We start from the raw sequence: 13,113 nt of genomic DNA on the forward strand, positions 1-13,113 counted from the left end.
CGCTACTTTTGCCCTGCTGCGCTCTCGCATCCTGCTCCGCTTGCAGGACCGGTGCTGGCCATCCATGGCCAGCCCGTTCGGAGGAATCCTCCTCACCCATGGCAAAAGACCCTCGCTCCGCCTTGTCCCCGGCGCTCATCTAACCCACCGTCTTGAAACCATTTCCAGCACCTCGGACTCATCGAGGCCGGTGGCAACCGGCCTCCCATCGGCACGGCCGCCGACGATCAGGTCGAAGCGCCAGTCCCGCCCGCTCAGGCAGAGATCGGCCGGCGCCTGGCGGGCACAGCCCTTGGCACAGCCGGAGACATGCACGCTGCCCTCGATCCGGCCACTCAACCGCTCAGCCAGCGCCAAGGTCTCGACGCTCGCCTGCTCACAGTGGGGAGCGCCCGGGCATACATCCACGCCTAAGCGCGGGTCCCGTTCATCATCCAGCAGCCCGGGGACGGATGCCGGCGCCTCGCCCTCAAGCAGCAGGCGCCGCCAGGGCGTGACCCGCACGGCGCTGACCGACGCCGAATCGATCGCGGCACGCAGCACCGCGGCCGGGGCTCGCCCGAACGGCAGGCCAACCACCCTGCCCCATGCGCCCTTTCCTTCGAGATAGGGGCCCAAGGCCAGCCGGGGGCCAGCCTCGGCGGGGGCCATGACTGCCGGCGCCCAGGCCGGCAATAGCGCCGTGTGGCGACGCATTCGCCCGGCTTCACGCCCGCCGCTGTCGACGAACCAGTGCGCCAGCCGCACCAGCAGCTCGACGGCGGCGGCGGGCGAGTCCACCGGCGTACCCAATTCCCGCCCGTCGGCACGTACGAGCAAGGTCCCTTCCACCGAGCGCTCGATGCGCAGGTCCGCGGAAACCTCACCCAGCAGCGGCGCGGCACCGGCATCGATGGCCAGGCCCCACTTGGCCGGCAGTGCCGGTAATTCGTCGAGGCGGGCCTCCAGCAGCCGAACCGCCTCAAAGGTGGCGTCGCCCGCCTGCCAGTCCGGTGCCAGCAGCAGTTGGGGCCGGCGCTCGCTGTGGGGGTCCGGGTCGACCAGCCCATGCTCGACGAGGAAATCCATCAGGCCGGGCCAACTGGCCTCGGATACGCCGCGTAGCTGCAGGTTGGCGCGGCTGGTGAGCTCGATCAGGTCGCTGCCGAAGGTCTCGGCCGCCTCGCACAGCGCCAGCATCTGGTGGCGGCTGAGTCGCCCCAGCGGAGGGCGCACGCGTACCAGCAGCCCATCGCCGCTGGCCATGGGTCGCCACGCCCCAGGGCACCAGCCCTTGATGCGTGGTGCAACCGGTTTGTCCCGCTGGCCGGTCGTCATGGCGCGAACTCCCGGGTCTCGTCGATCTCAAGCAGCAGGTCCTGCAGGGCCGGGCCCTGCTCGCCGGGCTCCTGCCACAGGCCCCGCTGAACGGCCTCCAGCAGCCGCTCGGCCATCTCCTCCAGCGCCGCCGGGTTGTGCTCGCGCAGGAACGCCTGGTTGGCGCCATCCAGCACCAGCGCCTCGCTGACCTGGGCGTACTGGTAGTCGGCGACCAGATCGGTGGTGGCGTCATAGGCGAACAGGTAGTCGACGGTGGCGGCCATCTCGGCGGCGCCCTTGTAGCCGTGCTCGCGCATGGCGTCGATCCACTTGGGATTGAGAACCCGGGAGCGGATCACCCGCGCCAGCTCCTCCTTGAGGGTGCGCATGCGCGGCTGCGCCGGGTTGGCGTGATCGGCGTGGTAGATGGTCGGCGCCTGCCCACCGAGGGCCCGGCTGGCGTTGGCCATGCCACCCTGGAATTCGTAGTAGCCGTTGGAATCGAGGATATCGTGCTCGCGGTTATCCTGGTTGTGCATTACCGCGTCCAGGCCCTTGAGACGCTCCTCGAAAGCCCGTCGTGCGACATGCCCCGATTCCGGAAACTGGCCGTAGGCGTAGGCCCCGGCATCGAGATAGGCCTCGGCCAGGTCGTCGGCACCGTTCCAGGCACCACTGTCGATCATCCGGTTCAGGCCGGCGCCATACTCGCCGGGCTTGCTGCCGAAGATACGATATCCGGCCTCCTGGGCGGCGGCATCCGGGGCGAGCCCCTGGCCCTCGAGCTCCCGGCGGCGCGCCAGCACCGCCGTGCGAATGGTGTTGGCATCGCCGGGTTCGGCGTATTCGGCCACCGCCCGCACCGCGCGGTCGAACAGGCGGATGACGTTGGCAAAGGCGTCGCGAAAGAAGCCGGAGACCCTCAGGGTGACGTCCACCCGGGGGCGCTGCAGCAGCATGGCGGGAATCACCTCGACATCGATCACCCGCTGGGAGCCCAGCGACCAGACCGGGCGCACCCCCATCAGGGCGAAGGCCTGGGCGATATCGTCGCCGCCGGTGCGCATGGTGGCGGTGCCCCAGATCGACAGCCCCAGCCGGCGTGGGTAGTCGCCGTGATCCTGCAGGTAGCGCTCGACGAAGGCCTGGGCCGACTTCTCGCCCAACGTCCAGGCGGCGGGGGACGGAATCGAGCGGTTGTCGACGCTGAAGAAGTTGCGCCCGGTGGGCAGCACGTCCAGCCTCCCGCGGCTGGGGGCACCGCTCGGTCCGGGCGGTACGAAGCGGCCTTCGAGCCCATCCAGCAACGACTGGATCTCCATCGCGACGCCCTGCTGCATGGCGGCCCAGAGGTGCTCGCGGGCGTAACGGCACTGCTCGGCGGTGGCCGGATAGTCCCGGGCCAGGCTCTCCAGACAGCCCGGCTCCAGCACGTAGGCATCGATCAGCCGGTGGGCGAGCAGTTCCAGGCGCTCGCGGGTATCGGCGGCGCTGCGCCAGGCGGAGCTGTTCTGCTCGGCCAGGGCCAGCGGCCGCGAGCCGTGCCAGGCTTCGGCCCCGGCCGCCAGGGGGTCGAAGTCCGCCGGCAGCCCCAGGTCGGCGGCCAGGTTGTGCAGCAGGCCGCGCTGGGCCGGCGTCTCGCCCCGCGGCAAGCGCAGGATGGCCGCCAGGGTTCCCGCCTGCTTGTCCCGCGGCGGCAGCCTGCCCAGCACGTGCAGGCCGTGGCGGATCTGGGCCTCCTTGATATCGCACAGGTAGGTGTCCAGCTCGTTGAGCAGGCGCTCGTCATCGCTACCCTCAGCGTTATTCCCGCTTTGGGCCAACTCCTGGTCGATACCGGTGCGGCGCAGATGCGCGAGGATCCGCTCGCGCAGCAGCGTCTCGCGCCGCGGGTCCATGCCCAGGGCCTGATAATACTCGTCGGTCAGGGCTTCCAGTTCCGCCATGCCGCCGTAGAGTTCGGCGCGGGCTAGCGGTGGCATCAGGTGATCGATGATCACCGCCTGGCTGCGGCGCTTGGCCTGGGCGCCCTCGCCCGGGTCGTTGACGATAAACGGATAGAAGTGCGGCAGCGGCCCCAGGGCGATATCCGGCCAGCACTCGGCACAGAGCGCCGTGCTCTTGCCCGGCAGCCACTCCAGGTTGCCGTGCTTGCCCACATGCACCACCGCATCCACCCGGTAGTGCTCGCGCAGCCAGAGATAGAACGCCAGGTAGCTGTGGGGCGGCACCAACTCGGTATCGTGGTAACTCTTGGCCGGGTCGTCGATGCGCCAATGGCCTTCAGCGAAAGCACGCTCCGGCTGTATGCCGACGAAGGTCTCGCCGAGTCGAATCCCGGCAATCATCAGCCGGCCCTGGCGGCACTTGGGGTCCTCCGACGGCGCCCCCCAGCGGGTGGATACCGCTTCCTGCAGCGCTTCCGGCAGGGTCTGGAACCACGCCAGGTAGTCGTCGAGCCCGATGCTCTGCCAGCAGGCGCGCTGATCCAGCACCTCGTGGTCGTTGGTGACGCCGCCCTGCAGCAGGCGAATCAGGTCACCGCCGCTTGCCGGCACGTCGCCTACCGGATAACCCGCCTCGGCCAGTGCCTGCAGGATGCGTAGTGTCGAGGCCGGCGTATCCAGGCCAACGCCGTTGCCGATGCGCCCATCGCGGTTGGGATAGTTGGCCAGCACCAGCGCCAGGCGCTTATCGGCATTGGGCGCCTGACGTAACCGACAGAAGCGCCGCGCCAGTTGGGCGACGAAGGCGGCGCGCTCGGGATGCAGGACATGACGGATCACCGACAGCTGGCAGCGCTCGCTGTAGTGCGCCTCGCTCTTGAAGCCCACCGCCCGGGTGATGACGCGGCCATCCATCTCCGGCAGCACCACCTGCATGGCCACGTCGCGACTGTGCAGGCCGCCGGCCTTCGCCTGCCAATCCTCCTGGGTGCTGCTAGCCAATATGGCCTGCAGCACCACCGGCCGCCCGACGAAGAGGCTATCGGGCACCTCGAGGGCCTCCCGCTCGTCGGCGTTGCGGTTGACGGAAAACCCGGTGGTATTGACCACCAGCATGGCCCCGCTCTGCTCGATCAGGTGATTGACGAAGGCCACACAGGCCGCCTCCTTGAGCGACGCCACGGCTACTGCCAGCGGCTCGAGCCCTTGCTCCCGCAGCGCCTCGATCAGGCCATCCAGCATGGCGGTATTGGCGCCCTGCAGATGGCTGCGGTAGAAGAGCAGCAGGCAAACCGGGCGTTCGGGATCGCGCCGTGCCATCCACTCACAAACTACTGCGCTAGGCCATGCGGCGTTGAAACTAGTCTCAAAATGCTCATTTACAACCTCGTAAACTCCGCTTTTTCGGCTAATTTCGCCTTGCCTGGCCGTCGCTCGTGACGTTTGTCCTGTTCTCTTTGGAGAGGCTTCTTGCCCTGATGCCCGTTGAGTGTCGGCATGTGGCATGTAGAGCAGCGCCGCGGGAATCGTCTTCGGTTCCTGCCACGCCAGAGAGAGCCCCAGGCACTCGGTGCCGACAAAGCGCAGCAGCTGCTCGGCATTGTCGGTCCCGCCCTCGCGCAGGTAGCGCCACACCCGATGGGCCGAGGCGAAAGGCACGCTGGAGTCCTCCAGCAGGGCATCGTCCGGGGCGTCACAGCCCGGCACCAGGATCAGTTGGCGCCGTTTGTCCGCGGCGGCCCAGGCCAGCAGCCGCTCGTGGCCGTAGCGCCAGTAGCCACTGCCGCCCAGCAGCGAGACGATCACCAGGCGCGCCTTCTCCAGCACGCGGTCCTCGTAGAGATCGTAGGCGGCGGGCTTGACCAGGTTCATCCAGTTCGCCAGCCGCACCGTCGGGTAGTCGTCGCCGAGCGTCACGCCCAGCCGCTCGACCGCCTGGGCCAGCGCCGACAGGCTGCTGTCGGCGGCCGACAGGATGACGATCTCGGCGGGGCTCTGCTGCAGGTCGACGATACCCTCTTCCTCGACGAAGCCCCCGGGCTTGGCGGCGAACAGGTGCATCAGGCGGTCGCTTCGATCTCGGCGCTCGCCAGGGCCGCATGCAGGGCCTCGCTGTCCAGCCCCTTGCCGATGATGACGAGCTGGGTGCGGCGCGGCTCGTGCTGTCCCCAGAGCCGGTCGAAGTAGCCGTCCAGGCGCTCGCCGACGGCCTGGATCACCCGGCGCATGGGCTTGCCCGGAATCGCCGCGAAGCCCTTGGCGCGATAGATCTCGTGGCGCTTCAGCAGCTGCTGGAGCCTGACCGCCAGGGCGTCGCCATCGACTTCTCCCAGCCGGATCACGCAGGAGTCGAAATGGTCGTGGGCGTGGTCGTGGTGCGCCCCCTCGGCGTGATGGCGATCGTGGTGGTTGTCGATGCGGTCGATGTTTTCCTCGCTCGCCGCGCCGATGCCCATCAGGGCTTCCAGTTGAGTCGTATCCGTGGCCAGGGTCTGGTCGATGAACAGCGTCTTGACGGATGCCGGCACCCGCTGGGCCACCAGTTCCTCTACCCGCTTGCGGTCGGCCGGCTCGAGCAGGTCGGTCTTGGTGACCAGCACCAGGTCAGCCGCGCTCAACTGATCATCGAGCAGCTCGCGCAGGCTGGGGTCGTGGTCGAGGGAGTCGTCGGCCCGGCGCTGGGCCTCCACCTTGTCGACATCGCTGGCATAGCGGCCGGCGGCGACCGCCGGCCCGTCGACCAGGGTGATGATGGCATCCACGGTGCAGTGCTGGCGCACCTCCGGCCAGTTGAAGGCCTGCACCAGCGGCTTGGGCAGGGCCAGGCCGCTGGTCTCGATGAGGATATGGTCGATGTCGTCGCGGCGGGCCATCAGCTTCTTCATCACCGGCAGGAACTCCTCCTCCACGGTGCAGCAGATGCAGCCGTTGGCCAGCTCGAAGATGCCGCTCTCGGTTTCCATAGCGGTGGCGTCTTCTTCACAACCCTCTTCACAACTCAAGGCGCAGCCGCGCAGCAGGCTGGAATCGATGTCCTGCTCGCCGAACTCGTTGACGATGACGGCGATGCGCTTGCCGGTGACCTGGCGCAGCAGGCTGGCCAGCAGCGTGGTCTTGCCGCTGCCCAGGAAGCCGGTCACCACCGTGGCGGGGATCTTGTTCAGGTTCATCCGTGGAATTCCTGTGTGGTGATGGAGTGAGTCTCGCTGGCCTGGCCCGGCATGAACAGGCGGGCCACGGCGGCGGGGTTGTCGGGGAAGAACAGGTGCAGATAGGTCGCCGTCAGGCGGCGCTGGCGATAGATGGCCTCGCCCGGCGCGGGGTGGCGCTGGCGCCGGCCAAAGGCGATGGGCGCGGGCGTGTCCGCCGCCAGCGAACGGTGATGGGCATGGCCGCGGATCGGCCCCTCCGGCAGCTCGGCGGTCTGCATGCCCTGGCAGCCTCGCCGCCCGCGCATGGCGCCGTGGCCGGGCAGCAGCCCCAGCATGGCGTAGGTGCTGTCGTCATAGTCCGTCAGGGTTTCCAGGCAGTAGAGCATGCCGCCGCACTCGGCGAGAATCGGCTTGTCCGCGGCAAAGAAGCGGCGAATGTCCTCGCGCATGGCGTCATTTTCCGCCAGCCGTGCGGCGTGGAGCTCGGGGTAGCCACCGGGGAACCAGAGGGCGTCGCAGGACGGCAGGCCTGTGTCGGTCAGCGGCGAGAAGAAGCGCAGGGTCGCGCCCATCCCCTCCAGCAGGTCCAGGTTGGCCTGGTAGATGAAGCTGAAGGCCGCATCCCGGGCCACACCGATGATCTGGCCAGCAAGGGAATGCGTAAGCGACGACAAGGCCTGCGTCGCCTCCACGTCTGGCGCCGAAAACATGACCGGCGGCAGTTGCAACAGGGCCTCCGCCAGCCCCTCGGCCTCGAGCGCCGCGGCACCGGCCTCGAGGCGGGCCTCCAGCTCATCGCGGATCTCGTCGGCCTGCACCAGCCCCAGGTGACGCTCGGGCAGGGCCAGGGCGGTGTCCCGCGGCACCGCGGCCAGCAAGGGAATGGCGTCAGCCAGCGCCGCTTCGATCAGCTCGCGGTGGCGCCGCGAACCGCAGGCGTTGGCGATCAGCCCGGCGATGCGGATGTCGTCACGGAAGCCCGCGAGGCCGGCCACCAGTGCCGCCGCCGTCTGGGCCATGCCTTTGACGTCCATGACGATGACCAGCGGCAGGTCGAACAGGGCGGCGAGATCGGCGCTCGATGGCTCACCGTCGAACAGGCCCATGGCGCCTTCCACCAGGATCAGGTCCGCCTCGAGGGCGGCCTCGAACAGGCGCTGCCGGCAATAGGCCTCGCCGGCCATCCACAGGTCGAGCTGATCCACCGGCTGGCCTGAGGCCTGGGCCAGCACCAGGGGATCCAGGTAGTCCGGGCCGGTCTTGAAGACCCGCACCACCTTGCCCCGGTTGCGCAGCATCCGCGCCAGCGCGGCAGTTACCGTGGTCTTGCCCTGGCCCGAGGCCGGTGCGGCGATAAAGACCGCAGGGCAGGCGGCACTCGTCGGCGCCGCTCGGTTCGGATCATGCTCGGTCATGTGGCCTCCAGGCGGCGTTCCAGATGAGACAGGGGCCGGTACAGCGCACCCAACTGCTGGGCGATCTGCGTCCCCCGGCCCCGCTTGACTGCGGCCTGCTCGGTATCCACGACGATGCAGTCACCCAGCAGCGGCAGGCCATCCAGGGATTGGCGGGTACGGCCATCGGTGATGAGGTAGGTCCGCACATGCAGGCCAGGATCCTGTCGCCGCCATTGGCGAATCAGGCGCGCCGCCCGCAGGACGGCGTCGTGCAGCGGCGTGCCGCCGCCACCGTCTACGGCATCGAGCCGCTCACGCAGCGCCTTGGGGGCGCGGCGGCGTAGCAGGATAGGCGTGACGCCGCCATTGCCGAAGCTCAGCACCGCCATCTGCTGCCGGGCAGCATAGGCCTGCTGAGCCAGCCGCTCGACCAGGCCCTTGGCCCGGCCTAGCAACTGCCGGCCCAGGGTCGAAGCGGAGGTATCCAGCAGCACCAGATGCAACACCGGCTGGCCGCGGCGGGCCTTGCGATAGCGCAGCTCCCGCCAGGGCCAGCGGCCGCGGTTGGCGACCAGGGTGGCGAACCAGTCCGGCCGCCTTTCCTCGGCATGGGCCCGACGCTGGCCGGGCTGTTGCCCGCGGCGCACGGACGCGGAAGGCGCCGAGGTCGTCGGTTTCGCGCGTTTTATTGGGGAGATTTCCGGCAAATTCGCCGCCGGCACACTGACGCTTTTCTGGGTGACCGGCGGCATGGCGCCCCACTGCCCCTGCGCTTCCGAGGCCTCGGCATGATCGTCGCCGCCCCCCGGCGCCTGACCGTCGATGCCATTGCCTCCCCCGCCGGAGGGCGACGGTGGCGTGCCCGACGGCGGGGGCGGCGTATGATGCGGGGGGGAATTCGTCGTACGGCGGTGGGCCAGCACCCAGGGCTCGACGCCATCCAGGTCCTGCTGACTCACCGTGGTCGCGCCTCGCCAGGCGGCATGGGCCCGGGCGGCGCGGTGCCAGGTCACGTCTGCCCGCAGGCCCTCGACACCAGCGGCCTCGCAGCGCACCGCGATATGCTCGTAGACCCAGTTGCCGGTTGCGATCTCGGCCAGCAGGCGCTGCGCCTGGCGCAGGCGCCGGGTCAGCGCGGCCTGGGCCTCGGCATGGCTCGCCACGTAGCCCTGAGGGTCACGGTCGAAGGCCTCGCGCTGCTGCAGGATGGCCACCCGCTCCGGCACGCTCATCGCCGCGCCCTGCTCGAGACACAGGCCGAAGCGATCGAGCAACTGGGGGCGCAGCTCCCCTTCGTCGGGATTCATGGTGCCGATCAGGCTGAAGCGGGCGGGATGGGTATGGCTGATGCCATCGCGCTCGACGATGTTGGTGCCGCTCGCGGCCACATCGAGCAGCAGGTCCACCAGGGGATCCGGCAGCAGGTTGACCTCGTCGACGTAGAGCACGCCGCCATCCGCCTTGGCCAGCAGCCCCGGATGGAAAGTCGCTTCGCGCTCGGACAGCACCCGCTGCAGATCGAGGCTGCCGGTCAGGCGCTCCTCGCTGGCGCCCAGCGGCAGGGTGACGAACGGCGGACGGCGCCCTTCGGGGTCATCGGGCAGGATATCCGCCAGCGCCCGGGCCAGGGTGGATTTGGCACTGCCGCGCGGGCCGCTGATCAGCACACCCCCGACCCGGGGATCGATGGCGTTGAGCAGCAGCGCGGTCTTGAGCGCCTGCTGGCCGACCACCGCGACGAAGGGGAACTCAATCCGTGACATCATGGCCCCGGACATCATGACCACCAGGCGTGCCGACAAGCGACGTCGGAGCGAGGGCACACGAGCGCCCGGCCGATAGCCGGCAGGAACGGAAAGCTCCCGGGAAGGAGGAAAAAGGAATCATTGAGACACGCTATCCCCGATGCCCACCGCACCGTTGCTGGATGAAACGACATGACGGGCCGGTCTCCGGGCTCGAGGAGTGACGCGAATAATCGCGTCATCGCCTGCACCTTCCCGGCCTCGGAGGCTGTCCGACAGTCTCCTAAGCCAGTGGTTATCGCAGGCTACTCACTCATTACCGTTGCGGGGGCAGCGATGGGATGGGCGCAATGGCCGTACCATACTTCCCGATTATCCCCTAGGTACAGGGGCACCCGTCTCGAGTAGACCCATCCTAAAACAATTGCCGCAACAGGCGCAATTTGACCACCGGATGGCCCGACGTGGCGCGCAGGCACACCGGCCAGCAGGCTAGTCCGGCAGCGTGCTACACAAGGTTTCCCTTTAAATTGTTATGATATAACATATTAAATTCTTTCTCGCCCTGATGGCTGGCAATCGAGGCGCCGACATGCAAAATGCAGTGCTATGATCTCCGCCCACCAGGGTCAGATTGGCCAACACCCTCCCGCCACCCGGATATGACGCGATGAATTACGCTCGACGACTACTGGCAACTCTCGCTCTTTTTCCCGCAACCTTTGTCATGGCGGACAGCACCAATTACCCCCTGACATTGACGAATTGCGGCATGGAAATCAGCTTTCCATCCGCACCGGAAAGCACGGTCACCGTCGGACAATCGGCTACGGAAATTCTCTATGCACTGGGACTTTCCGAACGGGTTTCCGGGACATCCGTATGGTTCAATCCTGTGCTGCCTCAGTTCGACGAGGTCAATGCCGATATCGCACGTCTCGCCGACAACGACCCGAGTTTCGAGTCCGTCATAAGCCGCCGGCCCGACCTGGTCGCCGTCCAATACGAGTGGCACGTCGGCCCCACAGGAAGCGTGGCGAGCCGGGAGCAGTTCCATGAGCTGGGTGTCGCCACCTACATCATGCCGGCCGACTGCGACACCAAGGACAACAGCACCGGTGGCGACGGCACGCGCACCGCCGCCTTTTCGCCTGAACACGTCTATAAAGGCATCAACGAACTGGCGAGCATCTTCGATGTCCGCGAGGCCGGGGCTGCCCTGGTCGCCGACCTCCAGGCACGCGAGGCCGGCGCCATCGAGAGTGCCAGGCGCCTGGCGCTGCCGGAAGACCTGTCAGCGGTATTCTGGTTCTCCTCCCCCGCCGAGTCGGCGGATCCCTTCGCTGCCGGCCGCCTTGGCGCACCGGGCTATATGATGGACACGCTGGGCATCCACAACGTGGTGGAGTCCGATGAAGAGTGGCCAGTGGTCGGCTGGGAAACCATCGCCCGGGCCGATCCGGACATCATCGTGGTCGCCAGCATGAATCGCCGCCGCTTCCCTGCCGATGATGTCGCCAACAAACTCGAATTCCTGCATAGCGACCCCGTGACCCGCGAAATGTCGGCAGTAAAAAATGGACGCATCATCGAGATGGATGCCCATGCGATGAGCGCCACCATGCGCACGATCTTCGGTCTCGAAACGCTGGTCGAGGCCCTGTCGGCTATGCCCTTCGATCAGTGATCCTTCGACCAGTGATTTCGACCCTGACATTACGCCCGACGATACCTATTCGCTGGCACTGGGCCTGGCTGACGCCACTGATCCTGTTCGTGGCGATAATGGCCGGTACTGCCATCGGCGAAACGCCGATTTCACCGGACACGATCCTCAAGGTATTGGCCAACCGACTGTGGGGGGCGGAGCACGCGGTGGACCGGATCGACGCCGGCATCATCTGGAACTATCGCCTCAGTCGCGCCATTCTTGCCGCCTGTTGCGGGGCCGGACTGGCGCTGGCCGGTGTCGTCCTGCAGGCGCTGCTGCGCAACCCCCTGGCCGACCCCTTCCTGATGGGAATTTCCGCCGGCGCCTCCACCGGTGCCGTGGCGGTCACCATCGCCGGGCTCGGCGCCGGCGCGGTGACGCTCTCTCTCGGCGCCTTCGCCGGGGCGGGGCTGGCGTTCGGCCTGGTGGTGATGCTCGCCCATGCTGCCGGCAGTGGCACCGGTGGCGGACGCAGTACCCAGGCCGCAGGGGCTATCATCCTGGCCGGCATCGCCGGCTCGCAGCTGTTCAATGCCCTCACCGCCTTTATCATCGCCAGGTCGGCGAGCGCCGAGCAGGCGCGGGGCATCATGTTCTGGCTGATGGGCAACCTTTCCGGGGTGCGCTGGGAGGATGTCTCCCTGGGACTGCCCGCCGCCGTGGCCGGCCTGCTGGTCTGTCTCTGGTACCGGCGGGCGCTGGATGCCTTCACCTTCGGTGCCGACAGCGCCGCCTCGCTGGGCATCCCCGTGCGCCGCGTGCGCGGCATCCTGATTGCCAGCATGGCCCTGGTCACCGCGGTGATGGTCTCCATGGTCGGCGCCATCGGTTTCGTAGGCCTGGTGATTCCTCATGCCATGCGCTTTCTGGTCGGCAGTCGCCACACCCGGCTGGTGCCCGCCTCGGCGTTGGCCGGCGCGGTGTTCCTGATCGCTGCGGATATTCTCTCGCGCATCCTGGTGCCGGGGCAGGTACTGCCGATCGGGGTGGTCACGGCGCTGGTCGGCGCCCCGGCCTTCGCCATGATCCTGGTGCGTGGGACGAGGACGAAATGAGGCTGGCAGCGGAACGCATCGACTGGTCGATCCACGGCCACAAGCTGCTGGACGATGTCAGCCTCACGGTGACGCCCGGCGAGACCTTCGGTCTGATCGGCCCGAACGGCTCGGGCAAGACCACTCTGCTGCGGGTGCTGGCCGGACTGCGCAAGCCCAGGAGCGGTCGCGTACTGGTGGACGATGCGTCGATGTACGCGATGCGCCAGCGCGACATTGCCCGGATCATCGCCTTCGTCGAGCAGCAGGCCGAGACCCTCGACCGCATCGTGGTTCGCGAGGCAGTGGCCCTGGGCCGGACGCCCTTCCTCTCGGCGCTGCAGCCGTGGTCGGAGCAGGATGACGCCATCATTGCCCAGGCTCTTACCAATGTCGGCATGACCCATCTGGCGGAGCGACTCTGGCATACGCTGTCCGGCGGCGAGCGCCAGCGCGTCCACATCGCACGCGCCCTGGCCCAGCAGCCGAGGATCCTGCTGCTCGACGAACCCACCAACCATCTCGACATTCGTCATCAGCTGTCGATCCTGTCGTTGGTCCGGCAGCTGTCGGTCACGGTGGTCATCGCCCTGCATGACCTCAATCAGGCCATGGACTGCGACCGCATCGGCGTGATGGATGGCGGTCGCCTGGTCGATGTCGGCCCACCCAGCCAGGTACTGACGGCCGCGAGGCTGCGCCATACCTTCGGCGTGCATGCCGATTTCCTCGATGATCCCGTCGACCATCGCCGGATCATGCGCTTCCGCAGCGCCCTGTAAAGCCTCCGAAAGCCCTGCCCGCGAAGCCCGCCATTGATAGCGCTGGC

At 67.9% G+C, this 13,113-nt stretch carries 8 protein-coding genes and 1 riboswitch; of the genes, 3 read left to right on the forward strand and 5 right to left on the reverse strand.

Features of this window, described 5'->3' with window-relative positions:
* Positions 1-135: 135 nt before the first annotated feature.
* Genes ACUY1T_RS04855 through ACUY1T_RS04875 form a run of 5 tightly spaced genes read right to left on the reverse strand, consistent with a single transcriptional unit; the run spans position 136 to position 9,560 of the window.
* Positions 136-1,317 (reverse strand): cobalamin biosynthesis protein CobG, encoded by a 1,182-nt coding sequence (locus tag ACUY1T_RS04855; protein ID WP_446020582.1) that lies wholly within the window; start codon positions 1,315-1,317, stop codon positions 136-138.
* Positions 1,314-5,306 carry a cobaltochelatase subunit CobN gene (gene cobN, locus ACUY1T_RS04860; RefSeq protein ID WP_446020583.1) on the reverse strand — a complete coding sequence of 1,331 codons (3,993 nt, stop codon included), beginning with the start codon at positions 5,304-5,306 and terminating at the stop codon, positions 1,314-1,316. Before cobN ends, ACUY1T_RS04855 begins: the two co-directional genes overlap by 4 nt.
* A complete protein-coding gene (gene cobW, locus ACUY1T_RS04865) occupies positions 5,306-6,415 on the reverse strand; it encodes a cobalamin biosynthesis protein CobW (protein WP_446020584.1) in 1,110 nt (369 codons plus the stop codon). Before cobW ends, cobN begins: the two co-directional genes overlap by 1 nt.
* Complete coding sequence (locus ACUY1T_RS04870; RefSeq protein ID WP_446020585.1) at positions 6,412-7,812, reverse strand: cobyrinate a,c-diamide synthase; 1,401 nt, start codon at positions 7,810-7,812, stop codon at positions 6,412-6,414. Before ACUY1T_RS04870 ends, cobW begins: the two co-directional genes overlap by 4 nt.
* Positions 7,809-9,560, reverse strand: a complete 1,752-nt coding sequence (locus ACUY1T_RS04875) for an ATP-binding protein (protein WP_446020586.1) — start codon at positions 9,558-9,560, stop codon at positions 7,809-7,811. The genes ACUY1T_RS04870 and ACUY1T_RS04875 overlap by 4 nt, the downstream gene beginning before the upstream one ends.
* A 160-nt stretch (positions 9,561-9,720) precedes the next feature.
* Positions 9,721-9,953, reverse strand: a riboswitch (cobalamin riboswitch).
* A gap of 313 nt (positions 9,954-10,266) precedes the next feature.
* Between ACUY1T_RS04875 and ACUY1T_RS04880 the strand changes: the two genes are divergently transcribed.
* The 3 genes from ACUY1T_RS04880 to ACUY1T_RS04890 are packed head-to-tail and all read left to right on the forward strand — an operon-like array spanning position 10,267 to position 13,066.
* A complete protein-coding gene (locus tag ACUY1T_RS04880) occupies positions 10,267-11,226 on the forward strand; it encodes an ABC transporter substrate-binding protein (RefSeq protein WP_446020587.1) in 960 nt (319 codons plus the stop codon).
* Between the two features lie 11 nt (positions 11,227-11,237).
* Positions 11,238-12,305, forward strand: coding sequence for a FecCD family ABC transporter permease (locus ACUY1T_RS04885; RefSeq protein ID WP_446020588.1), 1,068 nt, complete (start codon positions 11,238-11,240; stop codon positions 12,303-12,305).
* Complete coding sequence (locus ACUY1T_RS04890; protein ID WP_446020589.1) at positions 12,302-13,066, forward strand: ABC transporter ATP-binding protein; 765 nt, start codon at positions 12,302-12,304, stop codon at positions 13,064-13,066. The genes ACUY1T_RS04885 and ACUY1T_RS04890 overlap by 4 nt, the downstream gene beginning before the upstream one ends.
* The last annotated feature ends 47 nt before the right edge of the window (positions 13,067-13,113 follow it).

It is taken from the genome of Billgrantia sp. Q4P2 (assembly GCF_052806135.1).

What these genes read in the sequence shown, in the direction of transcription:
- ACUY1T_RS04855 (WP_446020582.1), bottom strand. Translation starts at nt 1,317, where the DNA reads ATGACGACCGGCCAGCGGGACAAACCGGTTGCACCACGCATCAAGGGC.
- cobN (WP_446020583.1), bottom strand. Translation starts at nt 5,306, where the DNA reads ATGCACCTGTTCGCCGCCAAGCCCGGGGGCTTCGTCGAGGAAGAGGGT.
- cobW (WP_446020584.1), bottom strand. Translation starts at nt 6,415, where the DNA reads ATGAACCTGAACAAGATCCCCGCCACGGTGGTGACCGGCTTCCTGGGC.
- ACUY1T_RS04870 (WP_446020585.1), bottom strand. Translation starts at nt 7,812, where the DNA reads ATGACCGAGCATGATCCGAACCGAGCGGCGCCGACGAGTGCCGCCTGC.
- ACUY1T_RS04875 (WP_446020586.1), bottom strand. Translation starts at nt 9,560, where the DNA reads ATGATGTCACGGATTGAGTTCCCCTTCGTCGCGGTGGTCGGCCAGCAG.
- ACUY1T_RS04880 (WP_446020587.1), top strand. Translation starts at nt 10,267, where the DNA reads ATGGCGGACAGCACCAATTACCCCCTGACATTGACGAATTGCGGCATG.
- ACUY1T_RS04890 (WP_446020589.1), top strand. Translation starts at nt 12,302, where the DNA reads ATGAGGCTGGCAGCGGAACGCATCGACTGGTCGATCCACGGCCACAAG.